Annotated in this window: 28 protein-coding genes; 20 read left to right on the top strand and 8 right to left on the bottom strand. The window is 39.4% G+C overall.

Going from position 1 to position 26,542, the window contains the following annotated elements; translation table 11 throughout:
• Positions 1–191: 191 nt before the first annotated feature.
• Complete coding sequence (locus FJR04_RS12690; RefSeq protein ID WP_168495258.1) at positions 192–878, bottom strand: hypothetical protein; 687 nt, start codon at positions 876–878, stop codon at positions 192–194.
• A gap of 546 nt (positions 879–1,424) precedes the next feature.
• Here FJR04_RS12690 and FJR04_RS12685 point away from each other — a divergent pair.
• From FJR04_RS12685 to FJR04_RS12665, 5 genes are all read left to right on the top strand, one after another.
• On the top strand, positions 1,425–2,330 hold the full coding sequence (locus tag FJR04_RS12685; protein ID WP_168495256.1) for a DUF2382 domain-containing protein: 906 nt from the start codon (positions 1,425–1,427) through the stop codon (positions 2,328–2,330).
• A gap of 94 nt (positions 2,331–2,424) precedes the next feature.
• Positions 2,425–2,607 carry a CsbD family protein gene (locus tag FJR04_RS12680; RefSeq protein WP_168495254.1) on the top strand — a complete coding sequence of 61 codons (183 nt, stop codon included), beginning with the start codon at positions 2,425–2,427 and terminating at the stop codon, positions 2,605–2,607.
• Positions 2,608–2,664: 57 nt separating this feature from the next.
• Entirely contained in the window at positions 2,665–3,306 is a 642-nt protein-coding gene (locus FJR04_RS12675; RefSeq protein WP_168495252.1) for a general stress protein, read from the top strand.
• Positions 3,307–3,572: 266 nt separating this feature from the next.
• A complete protein-coding gene (locus FJR04_RS12670) occupies positions 3,573–4,043 on the top strand; it encodes a BON domain-containing protein (RefSeq protein WP_168495250.1) in 471 nt (156 codons plus the stop codon).
• 202 nt (positions 4,044–4,245) lie between these two features.
• Positions 4,246–4,440 (top strand): heavy-metal-associated domain-containing protein, encoded by a 195-nt coding sequence (locus tag FJR04_RS12665; protein ID WP_168495248.1) that lies wholly within the window; start codon positions 4,246–4,248, stop codon positions 4,438–4,440.
• A 182-nt stretch (positions 4,441–4,622) separates the two neighbouring features.
• Here FJR04_RS12665 and bchM read toward each other — a convergent pair whose 3' ends face one another.
• Positions 4,623–5,315, bottom strand: coding sequence for a magnesium protoporphyrin IX methyltransferase (gene bchM / locus FJR04_RS12660; RefSeq protein WP_168495246.1), 693 nt, complete (start codon positions 5,313–5,315; stop codon positions 4,623–4,625).
• A 70-nt stretch (positions 5,316–5,385) separates the two neighbouring features.
• Positions 5,386–5,883, bottom strand: coding sequence for a DUF937 domain-containing protein (locus FJR04_RS12655; protein WP_168495244.1), 498 nt, complete (start codon positions 5,881–5,883; stop codon positions 5,386–5,388).
• Positions 5,884–6,531: 648 nt separating this feature from the next.
• On the opposite strand from FJR04_RS12655, the gene FJR04_RS12650 reads away from it, so the two are divergent.
• The 12 genes from FJR04_RS12650 to FJR04_RS12595 all read left to right on the top strand — a co-directional run bounded on the left by FJR04_RS12650 (position 6,532) and on the right by FJR04_RS12595 (position 18,455).
• The gene (locus FJR04_RS12650) at positions 6,532–8,232 is read left to right on the top strand and encodes a SulP family inorganic anion transporter (protein WP_168495242.1); all 1,701 of its coding nucleotides are present in this window, start codon (positions 6,532–6,534) and stop codon (positions 8,230–8,232) included.
• Between the two features lie 140 nt (positions 8,233–8,372).
• Positions 8,373–8,714: an NADH-quinone oxidoreductase subunit K gene (locus tag FJR04_RS12645; RefSeq protein ID WP_168495240.1), complete on the top strand. Its 342-nt coding sequence runs from the start codon at positions 8,373–8,375 to the stop codon at positions 8,712–8,714.
• Entirely contained in the window at positions 8,711–10,150 is a 1,440-nt protein-coding gene (locus tag FJR04_RS12640; RefSeq protein WP_168495238.1) for a cation:proton antiporter, read from the top strand. Before FJR04_RS12645 ends, FJR04_RS12640 begins: the two co-directional genes overlap by 4 nt.
• Positions 10,135–10,539: a Na+/H+ antiporter subunit E gene (locus tag FJR04_RS12635; RefSeq protein WP_168495236.1), complete on the top strand. Its 405-nt coding sequence runs from the start codon at positions 10,135–10,137 to the stop codon at positions 10,537–10,539. The genes FJR04_RS12640 and FJR04_RS12635 overlap by 16 nt, the downstream gene beginning before the upstream one ends.
• Before the next feature lie 75 nt (positions 10,540–10,614).
• Positions 10,615–10,872, top strand: coding sequence for a hypothetical protein (locus FJR04_RS12630; protein WP_168495234.1), 258 nt, complete (start codon positions 10,615–10,617; stop codon positions 10,870–10,872).
• The gene (locus FJR04_RS12625; RefSeq protein WP_168495232.1) at positions 10,869–11,147 is read left to right on the top strand and encodes a monovalent cation/H(+) antiporter subunit G; all 279 of its coding nucleotides are present in this window, start codon (positions 10,869–10,871) and stop codon (positions 11,145–11,147) included. The genes FJR04_RS12630 and FJR04_RS12625 overlap by 4 nt, the downstream gene beginning before the upstream one ends.
• The gene (locus tag FJR04_RS12620; RefSeq protein ID WP_168495230.1) at positions 11,140–11,715 is read left to right on the top strand and encodes a DUF4040 domain-containing protein; all 576 of its coding nucleotides are present in this window, start codon (positions 11,140–11,142) and stop codon (positions 11,713–11,715) included. Before FJR04_RS12625 ends, FJR04_RS12620 begins: the two co-directional genes overlap by 8 nt.
• Before the next feature lie 11 nt (positions 11,716–11,726).
• Complete coding sequence (locus FJR04_RS12615) at positions 11,727–12,389, top strand: Na(+)/H(+) antiporter subunit B (RefSeq protein ID WP_168495442.1); 663 nt, start codon at positions 11,727–11,729, stop codon at positions 12,387–12,389.
• A gap of 235 nt (positions 12,390–12,624) precedes the next feature.
• On the top strand, positions 12,625–13,881 hold the full coding sequence (locus FJR04_RS12610; protein WP_168495228.1) for an RNA-guided endonuclease TnpB family protein: 1,257 nt from the start codon (positions 12,625–12,627) through the stop codon (positions 13,879–13,881).
• A 46-nt stretch (positions 13,882–13,927) separates the two neighbouring features.
• Complete coding sequence (locus FJR04_RS12605) at positions 13,928–15,469, top strand: YcjF family protein (RefSeq protein ID WP_168495226.1); 1,542 nt, start codon at positions 13,928–13,930, stop codon at positions 15,467–15,469.
• Between the two features lie 111 nt (positions 15,470–15,580).
• On the top strand, positions 15,581–17,371 hold the full coding sequence (locus tag FJR04_RS12600) for a serine/threonine-protein kinase (protein ID WP_168495224.1): 1,791 nt from the start codon (positions 15,581–15,583) through the stop codon (positions 17,369–17,371).
• Positions 17,372–17,657: 286 nt separating this feature from the next.
• On the top strand, positions 17,658–18,455 hold the full coding sequence (locus FJR04_RS12595; RefSeq protein ID WP_168495222.1) for an RNA polymerase sigma factor SigF: 798 nt from the start codon (positions 17,658–17,660) through the stop codon (positions 18,453–18,455).
• Between the two features lie 72 nt (positions 18,456–18,527).
• Here FJR04_RS12595 and FJR04_RS12590 read toward each other — a convergent pair whose 3' ends face one another.
• Entirely contained in the window at positions 18,528–18,716 is a 189-nt protein-coding gene (locus tag FJR04_RS12590; protein ID WP_168495220.1) for a DUF29 family protein, read from the bottom strand.
• Positions 18,717–19,647: 931 nt separating this feature from the next.
• Between FJR04_RS12590 and gatB the strand changes: the two genes are divergently transcribed.
• A complete protein-coding gene (gene gatB, locus FJR04_RS12580) occupies positions 19,648–21,129 on the top strand; it encodes an Asp-tRNA(Asn)/Glu-tRNA(Gln) amidotransferase subunit GatB (RefSeq protein ID WP_168495218.1) in 1,482 nt (493 codons plus the stop codon).
• Between the two features lie 141 nt (positions 21,130–21,270).
• Here the strand turns inward: gatB and FJR04_RS12575 are convergent, their stop codons facing one another.
• Positions 21,271–22,266: a hypothetical protein gene (locus FJR04_RS12575; protein ID WP_168495216.1), complete on the bottom strand. Its 996-nt coding sequence runs from the start codon at positions 22,264–22,266 to the stop codon at positions 21,271–21,273.
• Positions 22,267–22,615: 349 nt separating this feature from the next.
• On the opposite strand from FJR04_RS12575, the gene argJ reads away from it, so the two are divergent.
• Both argJ and FJR04_RS12565 read left to right on the top strand, forming a co-directional pair.
• Complete coding sequence (gene argJ / locus FJR04_RS12570) at positions 22,616–23,857, top strand: bifunctional ornithine acetyltransferase/N-acetylglutamate synthase (protein ID WP_168495214.1); 1,242 nt, start codon at positions 22,616–22,618, stop codon at positions 23,855–23,857.
• A 436-nt stretch (positions 23,858–24,293) separates the two neighbouring features.
• Positions 24,294–24,725, top strand: a complete 432-nt coding sequence (locus FJR04_RS12565; protein WP_168495212.1) for a hypothetical protein — start codon at positions 24,294–24,296, stop codon at positions 24,723–24,725.
• A gap of 94 nt (positions 24,726–24,819) precedes the next feature.
• Here FJR04_RS12565 and FJR04_RS12560 read toward each other — a convergent pair whose 3' ends face one another.
• The 3 genes from FJR04_RS12560 to upp form a co-directional block, all read right to left on the bottom strand.
• Entirely contained in the window at positions 24,820–25,098 is a 279-nt protein-coding gene (locus tag FJR04_RS12560; protein WP_168495210.1) for a YggT family protein, read from the bottom strand.
• 91 nt (positions 25,099–25,189) lie between these two features.
• Positions 25,190–25,528, bottom strand: a complete 339-nt coding sequence (locus FJR04_RS12555) for a hypothetical protein (RefSeq protein ID WP_168495433.1) — start codon at positions 25,526–25,528, stop codon at positions 25,190–25,192.
• A gap of 75 nt (positions 25,529–25,603) precedes the next feature.
• Positions 25,604–26,254 carry a uracil phosphoribosyltransferase gene (gene upp, locus FJR04_RS12550; RefSeq protein ID WP_168495208.1) on the bottom strand — a complete coding sequence of 217 codons (651 nt, stop codon included), beginning with the start codon at positions 26,252–26,254 and terminating at the stop codon, positions 25,604–25,606.
• Positions 26,255–26,542 lie beyond the last annotated feature (288 nt).

Raw genomic sequence — 26,542 nt, 5'->3', positions numbered from 1 at the left:
ATTAATATTTGTCTTAATTCTCCATTATCTACCTTACAGCCTTTATTCCCCAGTCCCCAAAGCAGTGCGGCAAAAATAACTAACAAGTGAGATTCAACTCAAAAGCTTGTGGAATTTGCTTTTTAAATTTTTAATTGTTAATTTTTAATTCCGCCCTGCGGTACTAGTCCCCAATCCCCATTTCACGATGATTACGTGCGACCACGCAAGAAAACATAAATCTGGTTGAGATAACTTTCCCATACTTGGGTAGTAAGTTGCAGTGTTTCTGCATTAGGAACAAAGTCTTCTACCCGTAATCCGCGTGTACTGATTGCTTGAGGATTTTGTAGTAGATAGGAGGGGATATTCACATTCAGACTATTGAAAGCTATGGTGGGAGAATTTATCTCTCCCATAGGTAGGATGAAATCTTCCTTGATATCTGAGATTGTAAAATCAGTATTGGTTGCTCCTAGAGCTACTAAAGTAGAAGGGGAAGTATTTTGATCGAGATTAATACCGCTAACCGTAGCGATTGGTGATCTAACTAAAAAGTAAGCGATCGCCGGCGTACTCGACAAAAGTAAAATTGTCAGCGCCCATCCCAATAAATAGCCCCCTGGCTTATCTATCCCACCTCCTTTAATTTTTTGAGCAGCCACAAACAACATTAAAACCGCAGCCCCTAACGGCTTCAGTGGAAAGGATATAAACCGCCACAAAGAAGATACTGCTGGTTCACTAGGATTGAGAAATGCCAAAGCTAAAATAACTATGACCAGCCCTAACAGGAATCTACCTACAAAAGTTCCTGATGGATAGAATCTTTGAAACAAAGAATAGGCCACAACACCGATGAGCAGCCATAGCAAAACCCGGCTTAACAACTGAAACATAGATTCACTCTCTAATTTTTTAAGGCGGTAAGCCTAGAGACAGCGGGAAATAGATTAATTTTATTGTCAAGCTGACTTAAAAATACCTCAAATCTCACACCCAAAGATTACCGTCGTAGTGATTTTAGTGCAATTTTTTGACACTGAGTGTATTATTTGCAATTTTCCAAAATAGTAATTTTTGCTTCTTTACGCATAAATAAATTTATACGGTTTCAAATAAAACCACAAAAACAGATTTGTCTAGAAACTCTGTCTAGTGGCATATAAGCATAATCAGCCCTTTGATGGAAGGTTTCAACCATAAAAATATCTAATGTATACATATTAGAACGAACAAATAAAAACTAAAAATTCAACTTTACCAGGTTCTAATTTTGAGAATAATTCATTGGGCTTAATCAGTGCTGTATGTTGGCAGTTGATACTACATCAGTTATAGCAACCGCCAAGGTAGTTAGGACATCAACTGATGAAAAAAGGCATACTGTCACCTATCACCTGTTATAGCTCTCACGTGCCGTATAAAGTGGAGGAAAAAAGAGTATGTCTCTTTTAAAAATTAAAGAATTTGATCCGAATTATCGTGAAAGTTTTGAAGGTAAAGACATCAAAGGCATGGATGTCTATGCAAATGCAAATGAAAAAATTGGTACAGTCAGTGATATTTTAGTAGATGAACAAGGACATTTCCGCTACTTTGTTGTTGACTTAGGCTTATGGATTTTCGGTAAAAAAGTATTATTACCTGTTGGTCGTTCGCGGGTAGATCATACCGCTGATCGGATTTATACAGTAGGAATGACCAAACAACAAGCGGAGAATTTACCTGAATTTCACGAACACAAAGAAATTGATTACAACTATGAAGAGCAAGTCAGGGGAGTATATCGTTCGGAAGGATTCTTAGAAGATTCTGGTTCTGTGGATACAGCCACATCTAGAGGTATGGGAACTGCTATTGCACCACCACCACCAATACCTGATCACCAAAAGCATAAAAATGGTTATGACTATCAACAAGAACCTGCTCTATATGAGCTAAATGATGAGAATCATCAAACATTCAAACTCTATCAAGAACGACTGATTGCTAACAAAGTCCGTGAAAAAACAGGAGAAGTTATTGTTGGTAAACATACAGAAACAGAAACAGCGCGAGTTTCAGTCCCCATAGAGAAAGAACGAGTTGTCATTGAACGAGTAACTCCTTCAGACGCTGGAGAAGCAGTCCCACTGGGTAGTGAAACCTTTAATTCAGGTGAAGTTGCTCATCTAGAAGTTTATGAAGAAAATGCTGACATTCACAAAGAAGTTTTCCTACGGGAAGAAGTCAAAGTTAATAAAGTTGTAGATCACGAAACGGTAGAAGGGGAAGAAGTTCTGCGTCGAGAAGAATTGGATGTTAATACCGAAGAACATCCAAATGTGGAAGGTCCCGTCAGAAAGTGACACTTTCTAAAAAAAGGTTTAGGGATAATTCATAAATTGTCCCTACAGAAAATTTCCAGCAAAATTTGTTTCCATGTTCAACTAGGAGGAGATTATGAGTTTAGAAAATAAAGCTAAGGCAACTGCTAAAAATATTGAAGGTAAAGTTCAAGAATCCGTAGGTGATGTAACTGGAGATCCTCAAACTCAAGCAGAAGGCAAAGGAAAACAAGCAGAAGCTAAAGTTCGCCACACAGTTGAAAATGTCAAAGATGAAGTTAAAGAAGATACTAAATAGTCCCAACTTCAAATCTAAAATGTCGGTGAATAACTTGCTTTTTAAAAGGAGAATAAAATGACTTTAATTCCCAATAAAAGAGCCGTAGGAGTGTTTTCTAGTCGCCGAGAAGTAGAGAACGCTCTGAATGAACTGCGAGATCACGGATTTGCCATGAATCATGTATCTGTGATTGCCAAAGATGCAGATACTCAAGACTTGAATCCCCAGGATCGGATTAGTGAGACACGAGTTAAATCAGATACTCAACATAGGACTAGTGAAAGACGAGATCAATCAGTTACCGACACAACCCATGTTGATGAAGGAGCAAAAACTGGTTTAGGGGCAGGAGGAGCAGTAGGGGGAATAACAGGATTGCTAGTGGGGTTAGGAACTCTAGCTATCCCTGGAGTCGGTCCAATTATGTTGGCAGGAGCTACGGCTACAGCGATCGCTACAACCCTAGCAGGTGGAGCTATTGGGGCAGCAGTTGGCGGTTTAATCGGCGGTTTAGTAGGTCTAGGCATTCCGGAAGAGCGGGCTAAAGTATATCAAGATCAGGTAGTTAGCGGTGATTATCTGGTGATTGTAGATGGGACAGAGGCCGAAATCCTCAGAGCTGAAAGAATTTTTAGGAGTAAAGGAGTACGTGAGTGGGACGTTTACAATCCCCCAGCAATTAAAAGTTATGCAGATCCCGCTGTTTCTCATTTGTAAAAAATATTCTTTTGTCTCTCAATAACAACCTACTGATCAATTGATGACAATTGACAATTGTTTCATTCAACATTTAAAACCTCTGCTTTCCAGGAGAAACAAAATTCCTCTTTCTCAATCCTCGCACTTCAAAATTGTCAATTGTCCATTGGGGAAAAACCGATTATGGGCGTTGTGGATTTTAGGGAAAAATTAAACCCCCAAAATCAAACATTAATTCAGCAACGCCTAATTACATAAGAGGTCTATTTTTAAGGATTTGAACCATGAATAAAATCACGCCTTTAGTCCTCAGCAGCTTTCTACTTCTGGGAACAGTCGCCTGTGAAGATGCCGCAAGAACTAGCCGCAATGCACCCGCTTCTACTGAGGAAACTGGTAAAGTTGTCACGGATAGAACAATCGAAGAAAATAAAGAAGATGCGACTAGCCAAGTTCGTCGTGATCAACTCGATGCAGATATTCGCGCCCGTGAAGAACGCGATCGCCTCACTGGGGGAACTGTCAATCGCGCTGATAGTGATCTAGCCAGTGAAGTTCGCTCTAAACTAGAAGCCAATATTCCCAGAGGTCAATTAACGGTTACGGCTCAAGATGGGGCAATAGTCGTTTCGGGAACTGTACCAACTCAAGAAGAACTAAACAAAATTGATTCCCTTGCTAAAGAAATTAGGGGAGTTAAGAGTGTTCAAGTTTTAGCTCAAACTGCTCAACCTGTCCCAGAACAACCACAATAAAAGATTACGTTCAACAATTGACAATTGACAATTGACAATTGTCAATTGTTGATAGCATTATTACCATAAAAATCAACAAATGTTCTACCTTAACTAATTAATATAGAGAATTTGGTATATACTATTTTTTAGGCATAATGCAGTTAGCTCAGGTGGATATCTTTGTTACTTTGAGCTAATTTTCCACTAATTTTTTTTACCTATGACAATCAAACTTATTGTTCCAGGAATGGCTTGTTCTGCTTGTGCTAACAATATCACCAATGCCGTGAAAGCTGTTGATGCTAATGCCATTGTAGACGCTGATCCCCAAACCAAATTTGTCAATGTAGATTCTCAAGTTTCAGAAACTACTATTAAAGAAGCTTTAATTGCTGCTGGTTATCCTCCTTCTTAAGATACAAGATAATCTTGAACAAAAGAAATAGGGGCAAAGCATTCGGTGTAAGGGCGTATCCCTGACGGGACTGGAAGCATCAGCATTCGGAAAACAAATTTGGGAAAAAACCGATAATTTATCGTCCGAATGCTTCGCCCCTACGACTCCTAAACCCTACAGAGGATTCTTTCCTGTTATTACTAAGCAGATGTACGAGTTGCTTCCAATAAACTAGAAAAGTAAAAGCGCGTCCGAGTCATAGCTTGTCGTTGGATCGAAAAGCCATTTTTTTGGAGAATTTTGATCACATCCGCCTCACGATGTAGATAAGCGCGAGTTGTTTTACTTGGACCAGGAAAGAAAGTACCGATTTTTTTGAGGATTGTCAGGAAGCAGGTTTTAGGTGCAAAGCTGAGAATAATCCGTGATTGTGATAAAGAACATAGGTGAGAAATCATCTCATCAGCTTTGTCTTGGGGGTAGTGAATCAGAACATCTAAACAGATAACAGTGTGATAATTACCAGTCAAAGATTCTAAATCCTGTACTGCAAAGGTCGGATTTATGGTATTTGAAAAAGCCTTTACAGCCCTATCTTGGGCTTCTGATACCATTTTGGCAGAAATATCACTAGCATAGACTTTAGCACCGTCCACAGCCAGAGGAATACTCAGACTACCCACACCACAGCCAGCATCACAAATTGATAATTCTGATAAATTGTTGTCAGCTTTCAACCAGCCCAGGACATTATCTACAGTTTGCTGATGTCCCGTGCGAATGTCTAACTGGACTTTGTTAACTTCACCATCACCATAGATGCGTTGCCACCGATCAAAACCTGTGGAATTGAAGTATTCACGGACTATTGTTTTATCGTCGGCTACGTTCATAAACTCAATTGTTAACGGTTCACAATTCTTAAAATTATCATTGGTGAGTAGATTCTTTCCTGAAATTTTTTTAAATTCTTAAAAACCGACTAGCTAATTTAATCGCGTCAGCAATATCCACATCACCATCACCGTCAGCATCTAGAAATTTATTTAGTAATGGATTACCACCAGATTGTAAGAAACTCAAGAGTAAAGGGACTAAAGTTGGTAATAATTGTTGAATTGTATTCACATCTAAGCTAGTACCCTGAGCGGCATTTTCGGCTACTTTTGCTTGGATATCTGGAGAAAATAGGCTATCTACGGCTTGGGAATCGGCGGAAGTGCCTGCAAATTGATTGACTAAATTTTCGACGGCTTCACTTCCGTCGGTGGCTTGTTTTGTTTGCAAAGATGATTGTACTTGTTTACCAACTACGGATAAAATTGATTGCATGGTGGAAGAGTCTGCACCAACACCATTACCTAATTGTTTAACTGTCATGGCAATATTTACCAATTTATCCAAACCACCTGGTTGATTGGAATTATTAACAGCGCCAAGAATTTGATCAAATAGTCCCATTAATTTGTTCTCTATTGTTTTTATGTCTTCAATGATCAATATTACAGCAGAATTGAGAGGGGAGTAAGCTGTTATTCCCTGTTTTGTGTTCCCTATTCTCTGTTAATTTGATACTTTTCCAAAGTCTCATAATTAAAGGAGTTCGCAATTTTAAAAAATGTGCTTTTCAGGAAGATCGTCTTTTCCTGCCCACAAATCAATTTCTGGTATAAAAATTAACATCTAATTTTTGTAATAACTTTTACCTATATTATTAATTATTGTTATCAAAGTTAGTCCACAGGTATAGCTTATTATCTATGAAAGTAATTTAATATTTATTTAATATTGAGGCTTGTAAATGAATAATATTGACGATATGGCTGTAAGCTATTGTTAAGCTCATGAAATTTGGCAATAAATGAAACTTGAATTGATGTAAGTTTCACCAGTTAAATTTTTGAAATGTCTTTTACATAAGGCTTCTCTATTGGAGATTCGTTAAATACGACTCGCCATGTAGAAAGGCAATATATCCTGCTGCTTTGCAAAGAGCTAAATTTTTCTTTGCTGAGTTTTTTCTGTCTATAAAGCCTGAAACTTACACAAAGTCGCTGGCAATTTTCACGGATTAAAATTTACTTTGCTGTTTTTTACCACAACCCTACTATGTCATTGACTAATAATATCCATTTTAGAAACTTACGAGGCGATTTATTTGGTGGTGTCACTGCGGCGATCGTTTCCTTACCTCTAGCACTGGCATTTGGTGTTGCTTCTGGTATGGGTCCTGTCGCCGGTCTTTATGGTGCAGTTTGTGTTGGCTTTTTTGCCGCCTTATTTGGTGGGACAGCAACTTTAATTTCTGAGCCAACCGGTCCAATGACCGTAGTTATGACGACAATTGTCGCTTCGATGACCGCAGCTAATCCTGAAAATGGATTAGCAATGGCATTTACTGTCGTGATGTTAGCGGGAATATTTCAAATATTTTTTGGAATATTTAAGTTGGGTAAATATATCACCCTGATGCCTTACAGCGTGATTTCTGGCTTTATGTCGGGGATTGGGGTGATTTTGATTATTTTGCAGATTGCTCCTTTTGTAGGACAGGCAAATCCTAAAGGTGGCGTACTGGGGATGGTGCAAAATCTGCCGGATTTATTAACTAAGGTTAATCCTGCCGAAACAATATTAGGTGTACTGACACTGGCAATTATTTTCTTGATGCCAGCTAAATTCAAGCGGATTGTTCCCCCGCAACTGGTAGCCTTGATTGTCGGAACTATAGTTTCTCTAACCATTTTCAGTGATGTGGAGATCAGACGAATTGGGGAAATTCCTGTAGGACTACCCACATTGCAAATACCGACTTTTACTCCATCCGAAATCACAACGATGATTATTGATGGGGCAATGTTGGGGATATTGGGTTGTATTGATACTCTATTAACAGCAGTAATTGCCGATAGTTTGACTCGGACTGAACACAAATCAAATAAAGAATTGATTGGTCAAGGTATTGGTAACTTAATATCTGGTTTGTGTGGTGGACTACCCGGTGCTGGTGCGACAATGGGAACTGTAGTTAATATCCAGACTGGAGCTAAAACAGCTTTATCTGGTTTAACTCGGGCGTTAATTTTATTAATTGTAGTTTTGTGGGCTGCTGGTTTAACTCAACCTATTCCTATGGCGGTGTTGGCTGGTATTGCGCTCAAGGTGGGGATTGATATTCTGGATTGGAGCTTTTTGAAACGCGCTCATAAGGTGTCACTGAAAGGCACACTGATCATGTACGGTGTATTGTTCTTAACCGTATTTGTGGATTTGATTGTTGCTGTTGGTGTGGGAGTCTTCATTGCTAATATCTTAACTATAGATCGCCTGTCGGAATTACAATCTCAGGAAGTTAAGACAATTAGTGATAATGATGATGCCATCGTTTTGAATGATGAAGAGAAACAATTATTAGATCAAGCTAATGGACGTATAGTGCTATTTTACCTGAGCGGACCAATGATTTTTGGAGTTTCCAAAGCGATCGCTCGTGAACATTTAGCAATGGCAGATTCTGATGTCTTAATCGTAGATTTGAGCGATGTACCCATGTTGGGTATAACTGCTTCTTTAGCAATTGAAAATGCCATCAAGGATGCCAGTGAACAAGGTCGTGATGTGCTAATTGTGGGTGCTTCTGCCAAAGTCAAACGACGCTTAGATAAGTTTGAAATTTCTAGATTTGTACCAGAGCATTATATGTTTTTAACTCGTGTGGAAGCATTGAGACAAGGTGTCTCTTTAGTTGACTTTAAAGCCACTTCTGCTAATGTTTCTGGCGTTAGTGCCTACACTGAGTCCTATGAGTAATTAGTCAGTGCATCACTAGCTATGGCATTATAAACTGCGACCACACAAACGTAGACTCACAGAGACACAAAGGTATTAATCCCGCATTGGCGGGTTTTGCCTGTGTAGTGCTTTATTATCTTACCCAACATAAAATTCCCGTGTTAGAAGCATTTGTATTTGCCACAATATTCTGTGGATTTTTTGGCATCATCCTCAAAAAAAACCTGATGATGAAGATCATTTCTATGGATGTCATGAGTACAGGGGTAATTGCCTATTACGTCCTGATTGCGTCAAGAAATGGCTTGTTTACACCAATTTTTTCCAATAATAATAACAACAATGGCGCTTATGCCGATCCCGTTCCCCAAGCGGTGATCTTGACGGCAATTGTGATTGGATTTTCGATTCAGGCCTTAATGCTAGTCAGTGTTATGAAACTAGCACGAGATAATCCGACCTTAGAAACTAGCGAGATTGAAAAAAACAATACCCCATGACTACTATTACAATCGCCTGGGTTGCCCTGCCGTTTTTTCTGGGGTTTGTGATCTATCTACTCCCCAAAGTTGACCGCTATCTCTCATTATTTGTGGCTGTTGCCTCAGCCGGGTATGGGTTGCAGCTATTTTTTGCTCAATCGCCAATATCACTACAGTTAATAGATAGTTTTGGTGTCACATTATTCATTGATCAATTGAGCGGCTACTTTATATTGACCAATGCACTGGTGACAATGGCGGTGATCCTGTATTGTTGGCAAACCGATAAGACAGCTTTTTTTTACGCCCAGACCATCATTTTGCATGGCAGTGTCAATGCTGCATTCATCACCACAGATTTCATCAGTTTATATGTAGCATTAGAAGTAATTGGTATTGCCGCCTTCCTCTTGGTTGCCTATCCCCGAACAGACCGCTCAATTTGGGTGGGTTTGCGCTATCTCTTTGTTAGCAACGTGGCCATGCTTTTTTATCTAGTTGGTGCGGCGCTAGTCTATCAAGTAAATCATTCATTTGCTTTTGTTGGTTTACGCAACGCACCACCAGAGGCACTCGCCCTGATCTTTGTCGGACTTTTAAGCAAAGGGGGAATTTTTGTATCGGGATTATGGCTGCCGTTGACTCACTCCGAATCAGAAACGCCAGTTTCTGCTATGATGTCAGGAGTTGTAGTCAAAGCTGGTGTTTATCCATTAGTGCGGTGTGCGCTCCTGATGGAAGAACTTGACCCCATAGTGAGAATCTTCGGCATAGGAACAGCATTTTTGGGAGTATTCTATGCAGTCTTTGAAAAAGATACTAAGCGGATACTGGCTTTAAGCACGGTTTCGCAGTTGGGCTGGATTCTCATCACACCGGAAATGGGAGGCTTTTATGCACTAGCCCACGGATTAGCCAAATCGGCACTTTTCTTGATAGCAGGTGCTTTACCAAGCCGAAATATTCAAGAACTGCAACAGAAGCCGATGAATACACCAATTTGGATAGCCATGGTGATAGCCAGCCTTTCGATTTCCGGCTTTCCCTTACTAGTGGGATTTGGGGCAAAAATATTGGCTTTGAAAAATCTGGTATCCTGGCAAGCGATCGCCATGAATGTTGCGGCGGTGGGAACAGCAATTGTCTATGCCAAATTTATATTTCTGCCCCATCGGGGAAAAGAGGCGGTACGGATTGGTGTTTGGCTACCGATTATCCTCCTCCTCAGTGGACTAATTGTCGCCAGTAGTCTGTATTACGAAGTTTACACCCCTGCGAATATTACCAAAGCGATCGCTATCATCGGTGTTGGCTGGGCGGCTTATTGGCTGATTTTTAAACAATTTGTCATGAGACTCCCGCGGGTTCTAGAAGAATTTGACCATTTGATCGGTGTGATGAGTCTGATCTTAATTTTACTGTTCTGGAAGGGATTTGTATGGTTGGGCATTTAAATCTCATATTGCGATTGGTGATCTGGTTTCTGTTGACCGCAGATTTCAGCCTAGCCAATATTATCATTGGTGTCAGTATCGCCCTTTTATTACCAGGTCGTCAGAAAACTCCCGAAGCCTTAAAAGATTGGCTGCGGGTACTGGGTGAGATTATGGTAGCGATTCCACAGGCCTATGTTGAGGCATTTGAAATCATCATCCGCCCCCATAAACATGAGGATGTGACGATGGAACGAGTCAAATCTCAACGGACTCCGGGGCTAATATTCCTAGATATATTCCTAATTACCTTTACACCAAAAACCATCGTTTTGAAATATCACGAACATGGCTGGTATGAAGTACACCTGGTGAGAAGGAGGAAAAGGAGGTCAGTAACTCAGGACTAATGTTACAAGCCAAATACAAGCCTAGATAACAAAGTCAAAGCGAACATTACCTGAGCAATCTTTAGAGGCAGAAATATGGATCTGAATGTATTAATGATGATCATGATTTTAGCATTGCTCATACCTATTTATGAGGGTTGGAGAAATGATGATATTTGGAAAAAAATGCTGGCTTTTGGCAGTATTGCCACAAAAACATCAATCATGATTTTAGTTGTATCTATTGGCCGCGATGATTGGATGATCGGCATTGTCGGGGTAATTATCCTGAGTGTGGGAAATGCTGGATTAATGTTGTTAGCTCATTTACTCAAAAGACTGAATGAAATATGATTAATTTTCTGAGTTATGCCTGCATTGGCATCGGCATATTTTTCTGGTTTTGGGGAACTTCTCACCTGCTGGGTAAGCGATCTATATTGTTCAAACTCCATAGTCTTTCGGTGGCGGATACACTCGGCTCAATGAGTATCGTCTTCGGGCTACTTTTACAAATACCCAGCAAATGGCCGTTACTGATTCTGGCTATAATCTCCTTAGCCATCTGGAATACAGTGCTAGGGTATGTGCTGGCTTATTGTTCCACCAGCGAGGGTGGCTATGAATGATACCTATATCTATGTGATCATGGCCTTACTGCCTTTATCAGCCTGTAAGCTGTTATTTCAGGTTAATCCATACAATGCCCTCGTGATCCGTGGCATCTTGGGAGCGATCGCTGCCATGGTATATGCCATTTTAGGAGCAGCAGATGTGGCTTTAACTGAGGCATTGGTAGGTACTATGCTGGCAATTACACTTTATGCGGTGGCCGTGCGTTCATCCATGGTTATGCGGCTGGGCTTGCTCGAAAATGAGTTGACTGAAGCAAATAATGATCCTCTGTCTGGGAAATTAATAGATAACTTCCGGCAAATTTTAGGCAAACATTATATGCGTCTGGATTTAGTACCCTACACAAATACGGAAGAATTGCAGCGGGCGCTGATGGAAAAAGAAGTTCATACCATCTGTTTGCGGCCAGAAGCCACTAATCAAGATTTAGTCGGGAGTGAGAACGAAAACCCCACCTATCATACCCAAACCAGAATTCAACGCCTCTATGAAATTATGCAAGCTGAACTTTCATCATCATCAGCAACCATCCTTTCCTATGTCAGTACACCAAAATCATGAAAAAAATAGATATGAAATGGGTTTACATTGTTGCGGGCATAGTGCTGTTTATCCAATTTCTGATTTTGCCCAATTCAGCGCCAGAATCACTAGAGATGTCTATCGTCGAAACCGTTGTCCGAGAAACTGGCATTCCAAATGCAGTTTCTGGAATTATTTTCAGAAATCGGTTATATGACACTATCTTCGAGGTTGTGGTTTTTACGATCGCCATTATGGGCGCTAATTTTCTCCTGGCCAATGAAACTCCATCCCACAAAATACATAGTTTTACCGATCAACCATCTATTGTTCTAGCTCGTTTGGGAGCGACTATTTCCGCCCTGGTGAGTATAGAACTAGCTATTCGGGGGCATTTGAGTCCCGGTGGTGGTTTTGCTGCCGGGGTGGCTGGTGGCACAGCGATCGGTCTGGTGGCGATTACTTCATCACCGGAGTGGATACAAGGCATCTACAAACGCTGGTATGCTGCTACATGGGAGAAAATTTCGGTGCTTGTTTTCATTGTCTTGGCAGCTATAACTCTGGTGGGTATAGAGTTACCTCATGGAGAATTAGGCGCACTTTTGAGCGGGGGAATTATTCCGGTACTCAATATTTTGGTGGCTGTCAAAGTCGCATTAGGATCATGGGCGGTGATTTTAGTTTTTACTCGCTATCGGGGACTATTTTAACTATTACGCCGTAAGTCCCCCAATGAATTTGGTACTCCAAATCAGTGGCGGGATATAAGGCGGGAAAAGCCGAAATCGTTCTCAATCAATAAGAGGCATAGCCGAGTAAGGGCAAAGAACATTACTTCGACTATGCTCAGTAACCATTGAGGTTTTTCCAAATTATGTTATGTATTGTATCGTTATCAGAAATAATATATCATGCTAAAATAGCTGTATCAAGGAGGTGATTTGAGTGATATACAAGGCTATTCAAGTTCGTATATATCCATCAAAAGAACAGGAAACACAACTAGCGCAAACTTTTGGATGTGCTAGATGGTGGTGGAATTATGCTCTAAATAAGTCAATTGAGACTTACAAAGAGACGGGCAAAGGACTTAGCCGTGCTGCACTCAACGCATTTCTCCCCACGCTTAAAAAATCTGAGGATACTATTTGGTTGGCTGATTGTTATAGCCAAATTTTACAAGCTACAACACTAAATCTAACCACAGCGTACAAGAACTTTTTTGATAAACGTGCCGGTTTTCCTAAATTCAAATCTAAGCATGGTAAACAGTCTATCCAATATCCTCAAAACGTCAAGGTTGTAGATGGTAATATTAAACTTCCCGGCAATATTGGGATAGTCAAAGCCAAGATACATAGACCGGTTGAGGGGAAAATCAAGACTGTTACTATTAGTAAAACCCCATCAGGTAAATATCTTGCATCCATCCTTACTGAAGTAGATGGTGTTTCGACTCCGCTCAACACAAGCGAAAATCCCAATATTTCCGAGGGGAAAATCTACGGAATTGATTTAGGACTAAAACATTTTTCTGTTGTCACAGATGGCGAGAAAGTATCTTTTTACGATCATCCTAAACACCTTGCCAAGCATGAGAAAAACCTTAAACGCAAACAGAAAAAATTAGCACGTAAACAAAAAGGGAGTAAATCAAGAAATAGATATAGAAAAGTTGTTGCCAAGGTGTACGAGCGAGTTAGCAATTCGCGGCAAGATTTTCTACATAAACTTAGTTATAAGTTGGTCAGCGATAGCCAAGCTGTCATAGTAGAGAATCTTCATGTCAAAGGCATGGTTCGTAATCACAATTTGGCAAAATCAATATCTGATGCAGGATGGGGAACATTCACTAATTTTCTAGCCTATAAACTAGAACGCAAAGGTGGAAAATTGATTGAGATTGATAGATGGTTTCCCAGTTCCAAACTCTGTTCTAATTGTTTCTATCAGATTGGTGATATGCCATTGGATGTCCGGGAATGGACTTGTCCTCATTGTGGCACTCATCATAATCGTGATGGGAATGCAGCAATAAATATTAGAGCAGAGGGGATCAGAATGCTAAAGGCGGAAGGTTCAGCCGTCTCTGCTGTAGGAGGGGAGATAAGACCAAAACTTGGGCGAAAGTCTAAGTTGCGGCACTCCCCTGTAAGTACAGAAGCCGACACTGTACTTGGTACTCCAAGTCAGTGTGGGTAGTTCACATTGATTAAGATCAAAAGTATATCATTGACTTTTATCTTTCATGCCCTTATCTCGCGTAGTTACACTAATTGTTGGCCTGATCGTCATTTTGGCGTTAACTCTATGGCTAATTGATTCTCTCACCCGACTGTATTATCAGTTGTCCTATTCGCCTTTGTTAGGTAATTTACTATTATTACTGCTAATTTTATTGATTGGCGGTTTAATTGCTGCTTTTATTTACTATATATTGGTGCTGCGGAAGGGAGAGGAAAAATCCCGTCGTCAACGTCATAGAGTTACTTCCGCCCAAATCCCCGCGGCTAAATCTGATGCGGCTTCTTCTACTCTGCAAGCAGTTCGTCAACAAGTAGCCCAAATTCAAGATGAAGTCACACGCCAAGCTTTACTGAGTCGGACTAGGGAAATTGAGGCAAATTTAGCGAGAGGGGAAATTCAAGTTGTTGTCTTTGGTACAGGTAGCGCCGGCAAAACTTCTCTCGTCAATGCGATTATGGGGCGGATAGTGGGTGAAGTCAATGCACCAATGGGGACGACTCAGGTAGGAGAAACCTATTGTTTACGGTTGAAGGGTTTGGAACGGAAGATATTAATTACTGATACTCCAGGAATTTTAGAACCAGGGGTAGCGGGAACGGAACGGGAACAACTGGCCAGGGCTTTGGCAACAGAAGCTGATTTACTGTTATTTGTGGTAGATAATGATTTACGCCGTTCAGAATATGAACCACTGCGGAGTTTAGCAGAAATTGGCAAGCGATCGCTCTTGGTTCTCAATAAAACAGATTTATATACTGAAACTGATATAGACGTAATTTTAGCCAGATTGCGGGAACGAGTCCGGTCTTTTATTGCTACAAATGATGTCGTAGCGATCGCTGCTAATCCCCAAACTGCACAATTAGAAACTGGTGAACCTTTCCAGCCAGAATCAGATATTATCCCCTTACTGCGGCGTATGGCGGCTATCTTACGCGCCGAAGGTGAGGATCTCGTTGCTGATAATATTCTCTTACAATCTCTGCGGTTAGGAGAAGAAGCCCGGAAACTGATAGATTCTCAGCGTCGTCGTCAAGCAGATAAAATCGTCGAGCGTTATCAATGGATTGGGGCTGGTGTAGTTTCTGTGACACCATTACCGATGGTAGATTTACTCGCAACCGCCGCAGTTAATGCCCAAATGGTCGTAGAAATTGGTAGAGTCTACGGTTGTGATTTAAACATGGAACGGGGCAAGGAATTAGCCCTATCTTTAGGAAAAACAATTGCCGGTTTAGGTATCGTCAAAGGTGCAATTCAATTATTATCAACGGCTTTACAACTCAATGTTGCTACCTTTATTGTCGGGAGAGCAATTCAAGGGGTGACAGCCGCATATTTAACCCGCATTGCTGGGAAAAGCTTTATCGAGTATTTTCGTCATGATCAAGATTGGGGTGACGGGGGAATGACAGAAGTTGTTCAGCAACAGTTTCAGATTAATCGCCGAGATGAGTTTATCAAAGTTTTTGTCCAGGAAGCGATCGCTAAAGTCGTCAAACCACTAACTGATAGCTTTGCAGAAAAGGAAGACTCTCAGTAATAATACTTGGGTAATTATTGAATAATTAACATACTGAATTATTTTCTATAATTCCGGAAACTTGCAGCCGATGTCAGAAAAGATATATAAGGATTTCTGAGTAACTAGATCATGAACAACCAGATAATCGGCACAGTATTACAAGAGCGTTACCAAATTGTTCAACCCCTCAGTGCCGGGGTATTTGGACAAACCTATATAGCTGTAGATATACACCACCCAGAAAAACCGAGATATGTTGTCAAACAATTGAAGGTGAATAATTATCAATCCACTTCCTATTTTGACTACCTCAGACTACGGTTTTTGACGGAAACTGAAACTCTCAAACATTTAGGTCGTCACCCGCAAATTCCTGAATTAATTACCTGTTTTGAAGAAAATGAACGGTTTTATTTAGTCCAACAGTTTATTCCAGGTGAATCTTTAGCAGCAGAATTACCTAACAATCCCCAAAGTCCAGGTAAATGGAGTCAGGCTGATGTAATCAAATTTCTAGAAGATGCTTTATATATTCTGGAATTTGTTCATTCTCAAGGCTTTATTCATTGCGATATTAAACCAGAAAACTTAATTAGAAGGGCTATTGATGCCAAATTAGTTTTAATTGATTTTGGCTCAATTCAACCTATAGATTTTAGTATTGAAACAGAATTATCCATAGATCAAATTCCGGTGACATCATTGGGTTATATTCCCCCAGAACAATTTATTGGGCAAACTCAGCCTAATAGTGATTTGTATTCTTTGGGCATAATTGCTATTCAAGCTATTACAGGATTATCACCTCTGCAATTAGAAATTGATGCCGAAACTAATGAAATTATCTGGTGTGATGATGATACGCCAGTCAATGATTATTTAGTCGCTTTTCTCAGTCAGATGATCCGTTATCAATACCAAGAACGTTTTCAATCTGCCAATGAAGCATTATGGATACTCAAGCATATAGAATGGGAAAATCAGCCCAGTGAAACACCCCTTGCTGATTCTCAATTATTTTATAGAAATATAGATGATAATTTAATTTCTAAAACCACAACTAAACAATCCCAACCTTTACTAGCAGGACTAAAATTAGGTTTATTAATTAATTCTGTTCTCATTGGATTAGGTGTATATTCTTTATTTAATAATTCTCAAGCTTATTCAGCTACAGAAACCTTATATAAAGCTATAGAAGAATATCAATCGGGTGATTTACAAACAGCGATTGATTTAGCTCAGTCTATCCCCATTCATAGTAATATTTATCCAGAAGCTCAAGCCTCAATTGAAGAATGGCAAAAGCAATGGCAAAAAGATGCAGAGCATTTTATTTTAGCTGAAAAAGCTTTGAAGGAAAGGCGGTGGACTGATGTATTATATCATGCTCCGAAAGTTCCTCTTAATTCATATTGGCAATCAAAAATTCAGCCATTGGTTCAACAAGCTCAAGCCAATATTGAATCACAAACACAAGCTTTATTAGCTAAAGCTTATGAAAAAGCCGAAGAAAGAGATTTTTCAACAGCTTTATATTACCTCCGGCAAATTCCTGAAGAAAGTTCTGCTGGTGCTATAGTTAAACAGAAATTATCTGAATATAATCAAAAGCGCCAAGTTAGATCAGGTTACTATTTATATTTAGCCTATAACAAAGCATCTATTGGTGACTTTTTTGGTGCAATTAAACTCCTGAAAAAAGTTCCTGAAGATACGGCTGTATATGAACAAGCACAAATGAAATTACAAGAATATTCTCAAAAGTTACGTTTACGTCATCAACAACAAGAAGCAGCTATTCTCAAAATAGTGACTATTTCTAAAAGAAACAACACACCTCATCATAAAAATACTATTCAACCTCAATTATCTCTTCAATCAGAAGATTATTTACAAGAAGTAAATATTCGTAATTAGGGCTAGTACCGCAGTGCGGAATTAAAAATTAGAAAAGCAGATTACACAAGCTGTTTTCAAATTTTTAATGGTTAGTTGATTTACGCCGTTGTGTACTAGAAGTTACAGAATCATAATTCATGATGTGTTTTCAGTATTATTACGCAATCATTGTTTTAGCTCTGATGAAACTTCAGTAAAATAACTATGGCTTATTTTGCCTGAACTCAGGAAAATCATTACAGATATAAAAATAATATTTTCAACTTCATTATTTGTACACAGAGATTAATACAAAGGAATTAATATGACAGTTAATGAGTCCTCTGCCCGTTCTGATAGTATTGATCTATTATACCTATACCACCAAAACCCCTCTATTCGACTGCGGAATAAACTCGTAGAATTGCATAAAGGATTAGTACGAAAAATAGCCTATAAATTTAGTCATAGATGCTATGAGCCTTATGAAGATTTAGAACAAATTGGTTACTTGGGCTTAATTAGAGCAATTGAGCGTTTTGATCCTCATCAGGGATATGCCCTTAGTTCCTTTGCTGTACCCTATATTCGCGGTGAAATCCTGCATTTTTTGCGCGATCGCTCTACTTTATTAAAAATTCCCCGCCGTTGTCAAGAACTTTACAACCAAGGACAGAAAATCCGTAAAGAATTAACTATCTCTTTAAATCGTCCTCCTCAAGAAATTGAAATTGCTAACAAGCTGCATATATCTATAGAAGAATGGCAAGAAATTAAGTTAGCAGCCCAAAATCGAATGCCTTTGAGTTTAGATAACACAACATCTAATTATACCGATTGTTCAGTCACGTGGGCTGATTTACTTCCCTGTCCCCATACCACCGCACTTCAGCAGCAACAGGAAGAACAGCAACAACTAGAAGGGGCTATGAGTATGCTTGATGATAAACCCCGAATTGCAGTGGAATTAGTTTTTGTTGAACAACTAACTCGCAAAGATGCTGCCAAAAAAATTGGGGCTACACCAATGACGGTTACACGATATCTGCAACAAGGTCTGCAACAGTTAATTACTTACTTGCAACCAACTACTGTTGCAACTGGAATCTTAAATATCCTCTAAGTAGGTGGGCGTTAAAAATTGTCGGGATTCCTATATTTGCATATTTTTATTCCCAAACATTATATAATTTTATCATAACCCATAAAAATCCTCATTCAGAATTTCCTCTATCCTAAAAGGACAAATTATAGACTTACCCAAATCAACTAACTCCTCAATTAAATGCTCAATATCCAAGGATGCAAATTCACGATTTTGTAATTGTTTAATTGTTTGTTCAATCCATAATTGTAAATCGCTATCATATAGTCTATTAGACATATTTTTGGTGTACTCTTATTAATCAGCCCTACTTCTAATGTAACTTAACTACCAGAAGATTATTTAATCATGGTGAGCGATCGTCTATAGCGGTTATCGCCCTTGTTGCAATACAATTTAGGGCGCAGACCCTGCGCCCCTACAGAATTTGCGTTTGGCTGACTGTATCTCACAAAGAGTGCATACCGTTATAATCAACCTCATCCATCTTGAAACCTGAAGTTTTTGTAAGCTCTAACTGTTCTCCCACAGCCTTAAAACCCCTCTCGTTACTAAGGGGAGGGGTAATTCAATCAACTACAGGTTTCATTTTGAACGTGGTTTAGTGGAAGAATTGTTTGTGATCTGCACTTTATTACCATAAATTAACTTATTTGTCAATAGTACATTTTTATTCCGGTCAACTTCCATAATTTCTTGGCTAATTTCTATCTAAAATTTCTCTCGGAAATTGCTGCTAATTTATGAAGTTTTGTATTATTTTTAGGGATTGATTTCTGAAACGACTATAGATAAAGGGTTTTGAAGATCATCTTGTCAGACAGATTTAAAATTGACAATATAAACCCAATTATGAAAATCTCCAAAATTATAGCAAATCGCCGAAAGTATTGCAAGCTCGTTACTAAATAAAAATAATTTTCAATTAATTATTAAGAAAATCTAAACTTAAATTTTGATGCGTTATAAATATTAAAAGTATTATTATATTTTGATAATTTTTAGTTATGAAATATTTTTAATATAGCTTTAGCAGAATTTGATACCTATATCCGATTTAAAGCAATGACTGTAACAGGAAACCCAGAAGCAGGGTTAAGAATACTAGATAAACTTGATAATTTCACAGAATAGCGCGATCGCCCTACCCTTAATATCAGAACAAAACAGCTAAAATAGTACCAAATCAGAAAAATGGCAAAATCTGGATATGACCACAGCTACACCCGTAAAAACTGAATACGAAGCGATTATTGGCTTAGAAACCCATTGTCAACTCAGTACCAACACCAAAATTTTCTCTAACAGTTCCACAGCCTTTGGTGCTGACCCCAATACTAACATTGACCCAGTGTGTATGGGTTTACCAGGAGTTTTACCTGTACTTAACGCCAAAGTTCTCGAATACGCTGTTAAAACTGGTTTGGCGCTAAATTGTCAAATCGCTCGGTATAGTAAATTTGACCGCAAACAATATTTTTATCCTGATTTACCCAAAAATTACCAAATTTCTCAATATGATTTACCCATAGCCGAACATGGTTGGATAGAAATTGAACTGGTAGATGATGCGGGAAACCCCAGCCGTAAACGCATTGGGATTACTCGTTTACACATGGAAGAGGACGCAGGAAAACTCGTCCATGCAGGTAGTGAAAGACTTTCTGGTTCTACCTATTCCCTCGTAGATTATAACCGCGCGGGTATCCCCTTGGTAGAAATTGTTTCTGAGCCTGATTTACGAACAGGACAAGAAGCTGCTGAATATGCTCAAGAACTGCGGCGGATTGTCCGCTATCTTGGTGTCAGTGATGGCAATATGCAAGAAGGTTCTCTGCGTTGTGATGTGAATATTTCTGTGCGTCCGGTGGGACGTGAGCAATTTGGCACTAAGGTAGAAATTAAGAATATGAACTCCTTCAGTGCGATTCAAAAAGCGATTGATTATGAAATTGAGCGCCAAATTGCTGCGATTGAATCAGGAGAAAAGATTATTCAAGAAACCCGGCTTTGGGAAGAAGGTTCACAACGTACCAGTAGTATGCGAGTGAAAGAAGGTTCTAGTGATTATCGTTATTTCCCTGAACCCGATTTAGCACCGATTGAAGTCACACAACTAGAATTAGATTCATGGTTGAGTGAGTTACCCGAATTACCAGCCCGTAAACGTCATCATTATGAAAATGAGTTGGGACTTTCAGCTTATGATGCGCGGGTCCTAACTGAGGATAAACCAGTTGCGGACTATTTTGAAAGTGCCATAGCTAAAGGTGCAAATCCTAAATCTGCGGCTAACTGGATTACTCAAGACATCGCTGGTTACTTAAATAAACAAAAACTCACCATTTCTGAAATTAAGCTGACTGCTACTAACTTAGCAGAGGTGATTACCCGCATTGAAAATGGGAAAATCAGTAACGCCCAAGCTAAGGAAAAACTCACAGATTTATTAAATGGAGTTTCTCCTGAAGAAGCTTTTGCTGGTCAAGAACTCATTTCAGATCGTACCATTCTTGAACCAATTATTGATGAGATCATGGCGGCTAATCCTCAACAAGTCGAAAAATACCGCAAAGGTAACACCAACCTCAAAGGCTTTTTCGTGGGACAAGTGCTGAAGAAAACCGATAAACGCGCAGAACCCAAACTCACTAATCAATTGATAGAAGAGAAACTCAATGCAGCAGTGTAGGGTGACACCCCTCATCCCCAAAATGGTATAATGTGGTAATAAGACGCAACTTGATTATCGGGAGAGCTAGTTTACATTGGCTCTCTTTCTTTTTTATACTGCATTTTTTATCTCACTCAGAGGCACAAAGAGCAAAAAATTCTAAGGTTGATAGAGATCCGATTCACAGAGTTTTTCTTCACCTTTACAGCCTTTAGATATTTGTCCACTAGGATTTAAATCGTATACTTTATTGTCTTTAAAAAGTAATCCAAATCCATCTTTCAATATGAGTGGATTGGAAAATTTTCCTTCATATAAAACTGATGTATTCATTGTTCCATGAATTTTTACTATAGCTATTCCATCATTTTTAATAGTAATTGATTGACCAGTTCCACTTCCACCCATAAAGTTAAAAAACCTAGTTCCTACAAATGGTAATATTGCTTGTATCCATCCATGAGCAGAACAAACTGCTGGTTGATTACGAGGTGCAAGAGTAGATAAACACCAATGATTTTTTCCATCAAATACAACACCATTTGTAATGTACTTCAAATCAGAAATAGATTTCCAAGGTTTTTCTTCAAGTTCATCATAATATCTGTATTGTTGTCCTTTAACTTCTAAACCTTGATCTGTGCCTCCCAAGGCATAAAAACCGACTACAATTTTATTGACTGAATTTTGTTGGGTAATATGCGGATTTTTCTCAATCCACCAATTCCTAATAAACTGATTTTTATTTCCATATCCCTGGCTTTTGGTAACTACAACTAAGAGTTTTCCTTTACCATTAATAAACTCAAATCTGCAAAGTCCTTCTCCCGTTCCAGCACAATCTTTAATTTCTGGATATCCCAATTGAAATAGCTCCCTAACGTTATAAGCACTCAGATTAGGCAATTCTCCTTGTAAGTGCGGCTGCCAACCTTGTTCAATCAGGAGTTGTCGTGCTTCTGCATATAGCATATTTTTTTGTAGAGACAGTTCTTCAGTAGTATTGGCAGAAATAGCTTTACTAACAGTATTAATAGTTGGTTGCTGCTGACTATATGCAAAGCTTGGACATTCAAGAGTAATTAGTCCAGCTAAACTAGCAAAAATACTGACTGTGACGACGGAAAAAGGAGATCCGCAGTTTTTCCAATACATTTTATATGTTATACAGAATGGTTAAGGACAACTAAGTAACTTTTAAAAATTATATATTTTAGCTGTTGACAAATCAAAACTTTTTAATTTATTTACACAAAATTAAAATAAGGGGTGTAACCCCTCGGTGCTAGAATGATATAGTGTGCTAAGTAGATGCACCCTGATGATTTTAGAGAGCTATCCAAGTGGCTCTCTTTTATTTATTTGAGGTTTAATTTTCGTTAGCAAAAAAAGATTGTCATCAACAGATAAACTCACAATAGAGATAAATACTGGACGCTGATAGAAAACTAGCAGCGGAAAGTAATTGAGCAACAGACACGATATATATAATTGTGAGCAAATTATGGCAGACTGGCAAATAATTACGGGTGGTGTCACAGCCGCACGGGGGTATAAAGCAGCGGGAATTACAGCCGGACTAAAAGCTTCGGGATTACCAGATTTAGCATTAATAGTATCAGATGTAGAGGCGATCGCCGCTGGTGTATTTACAACTAGCCAAGTCAAAGCAGCTTGTGTGGATTACTGTCGTCAAGTGTTACAAGGAAAACATAGTGCTAGAGCCATTCTCTGTAATGCGGGACAAGCTAACGCCGCAACAGGTGAGCAAGGGATTAAGGATGCTCAAGAAAGTGCAGACTTATTAGGAAAAGAATTAGGTATTAATCCAGAATCCATTTTATTAGCCTCTACTGGCGTAATTGGTCAACGGATTAAAATGGATATTTTGCGGGGTGGTATCCCCAAGGTGGTTGCAGCCCTTTCGGAAACTGGTTCAGACACAGCCGCAGGAGCAATTATTACTACAGATTTAGTCACAAAATCCATCGCCTTAGAAACAACTATACATGATCGCCCGGTGCGAATTGGTGGTATTGCTAAAGGTTCAGGGATGATTCACCCCAACATGGCGACAATGTTAGCCTTTGTCACCTGTGATGCTGTGGTATCCTCTACGCTTTGGCAACAAATGTTAACGAGAGCAGCGGATAGAAGCTTTAATTCTATCACAGTTGATGGTGACACAAGTACCAATGATTGTTTAATCGCTTTAGCAAACGGTCAATCTCGCACCCCCGCAATTACAGAAATGGGTGCAGAAGCCGAGAAACTAGAAGCTATGTTAACAGAAGTATGTCAGCATTTAGCGAAAGCGATCGCTCGTGATGGTGAAGGTGCAACTTGTTTAATAGAAGTACAAGTCAGTGGCGCTCATGATGAATTATCAGCCCGACAAATTGCCAAAACCATTGCTGGCTCATCTTTAGTCAAAGCTGCCATTTTCGGTCATGATCCTAATTGGGGACGGATTGCGGCTGCTGCTGGACGGGCTGGAGTTCGTTTTGAACAAGAAAACCTCTCTGTTAAATTAGGGGATTTCTTACTATTTGAAAATGGTCAACCTTTACCTTTTGATAAAGCCGCAGCTAGTGCATATTTAAAAGCAGCGGCTAATGGTAAATATATGCAATCAGACACAGTGTTAATTTCCGTCGGTGTCGGTAACGGTCATGGTACAGGTCAGGCTTGGGGTTGTGACTTGAGTTATGATTATGTGAAGATTAACGCTGAGTATACAACTTAGGAAAACGGGCGTTGCTGCTTTACTCTTAGTCGCAACGCCAAAAAATAGCTGTTAAAATTCTGGGCGTTGCTGATTAAATATATGAATATGTCTCACGCAAAGGCGCAAAGGCGCAAAGGTTAAATTTCCCAATTTCATCTTTCAATATAGGTAAAATCGTATTTTGAATATTGGAATTAAGACAACAGTTATTATAGAAATTACGGCGTTGCTGAATTGAGGCAGGACTTACGCAAAACAGAACGGAAGTAGGGGTAATTCATGAATTACCCCTACGCAAGAATCAGGTTTTGAGTTCAATCTTACGTAAGTCCTATGAGGTATGAAATTCCTAAATTGAACGTTTAAAACTCTTACCTTTGCGCCTTTGCGTGAAACTAAAATTCATACCCTTAATCAGCAATGCCGAAATTACAAATAATCAAAGGTGTATTTTATGCGGTTACGTTCACTTCAATTGATTTTTATTGCTGGTTTTATGAGCTTACTTTCCTGGGTATGGACTCCCACTGCTTTAGCTTTAACACAGATTAAATTATTTGATATTTCCTACCACGATTGTCCATCAGAACTAGTTAACGGTACAGTGGGTAGCAGTGGTTCAAATTCTGCTGCTTGCTTTATAGTCACAGGTAAAGCAGAAAATAGTACATATAAAACCGTCTATGATGCAGATATTTTTGGCCGGATATATGATGCTAACGGTGACTCAACCTTACAAAATCGCACCCGTCTGGGTTCAATAGCAGAAGTTCCCCCAGGAGTTAGTGATTTTGAATTTAGAATTACTGTACCTAGCAATCAGCCTTTACCATTACAACTTAAACAGTTTAAAGCTGCTGGATTTAGCGGTAAAGTCAGAAGATAATATAACGGTTCTTATATCATCCAAGTGTGTTTTTTAATTATGAAATTTGTAGGGGCGCAGGGTCTGCGCCCTTAATTGTATTGTTACAAAAATTCTAAAATCCCTGTACCAAAGTAGCGCGAGCTAAAGTATCCAGAACAGTACCAACTATATTTAAGGCCACAAATGCCAGAATAGGGGAGAAATCCATCCCACCCAAAGGAGGAATGATGGAGCGAAACAGATTTAGGTAGGGATCACTAATTTGGCTTAAAGCAGCGAATGGTTGACTAGACCAGTCAATCGTGGGAAACCAAGTCAAGAGAACCCGAATAATTAGCAAATAGCTATAAAGGGAAACAAAAGTGGCCAGGGTTGTAATTAGTAAATTCATGGATGGGTAACTTTCCTGTTAAGTGTCAAACATAGATTCATGATTGATTTTAATATAACTGCGGATTTAGGAATCTTGATCAAGACAACGCTTAAGATTGCTCATTTATTTCCTGTGACGAGTTGGGATTGACATTTCCCAACTGCTTCCGCACATCATCAATTGTGGCATTGAGTTGGGCAATTTTATCTTCAAGCGATCGCCTTGTTGCTTCTATTTCCACATTTTCATGAGCAGATGCTCGCATTTGCCGTTTTCTAGCTGCTCTGATCTGGCTATCATTTTCACCATCAGTTAAGCCTTCCTCGTCTTCGGCTATCAATCTAGCATCCAAGCGCGAAGTAATTACCGCACCTAAAACACCACCGACTACACCCCCAATCAATGTTCCCAGTAGAAACCCACTACTAAAACCATCTTGCTGACTCATATTTTTACTACCTTCTCGAACATAAGCAACTTTGATCACACTTGGGCTATTTTTTGTCCTTAGCTGTATACCAGCTTAAGTCCCAAAGATGCGATCGCCTGCATCTCCCAATCCCGGTACAATATATCCCTGATCATTAACCATTTCGTCAATAGTAGCGGTGTAAACAGTCAAAGATGGATAGGCAGCAGCTAATTTTTGTAAAGCCGGCGGTGCAGCAACTACAGAAACAATTCGCGCCAAAGCAGGATCAACACCTCTTTGAGTCAATTCTGCCATTGCTGCCATTATAGAACCTCCAGTGGCCAACATCGGCTCGGTAATTAACACCCGTGTTTGAGGATCAAATTTTTCTGGTAATTTATTCAAATAACAATCAGGTTTTAGAGTTTCTTCGTTTCGCACCAACCCAAAATGGTAAATTGATGCTAAAGGCAGTAAACCTTGCGCTCCCTCTAATAAGCCTAAACCAGCCCGCAAAATTGGCACAACAGCCACGGGTATTTGGGGGTCAATAAAAGTTGCTGGACAGGCAGCTAAGGGACTCTGGACAGTTGTTTCTTGCGTCGGCAACCACTCTCTCACCGCTTCATAAGTTAGCCACCTGCCTAACTCAGTGATAGCAGAACGAAATAATACTGATGGTGTAGCTACATCACGGGCAACTCCCAACCAGTGCTGAATTAGAGGATGGGGTGGAACATAAACACGCAGTTGTTGCGTCATAACCAAAAATAAGCGGTTTTGTTAATTGTCTTTTCACTGAAACATCATCATACTCCTTCCCTGCTACGACTGACAGCCAATCATAAATTATTGATAAAATCTGTCAATAATAGTTGACAACTATTCTCAATCAAGGTTATATTATTATCAAGTGTTCTCCTCTCTTTAAAGGATCGGCAGACGGGATTAGTCAGCAGCAGCAGGCTTGTCCCTCTTTTTTTGTGCGAGAAAATAAGCGATAATCAGATTCATACACCAAAATACTTTCAATCCTCTTAAGTCAATACC

This window comes from Anabaena sp. UHCC 0204, from assembly GCF_009711975.1.
In the GTDB taxonomy this organism is placed as follows: domain Bacteria; phylum Cyanobacteriota; class Cyanobacteriia; order Cyanobacteriales; family Nostocaceae; genus Dolichospermum.
Note: the sequence above shows the minus strand (reverse complement) of the source record. Positions and strands in the feature narration are given on the sequence as shown.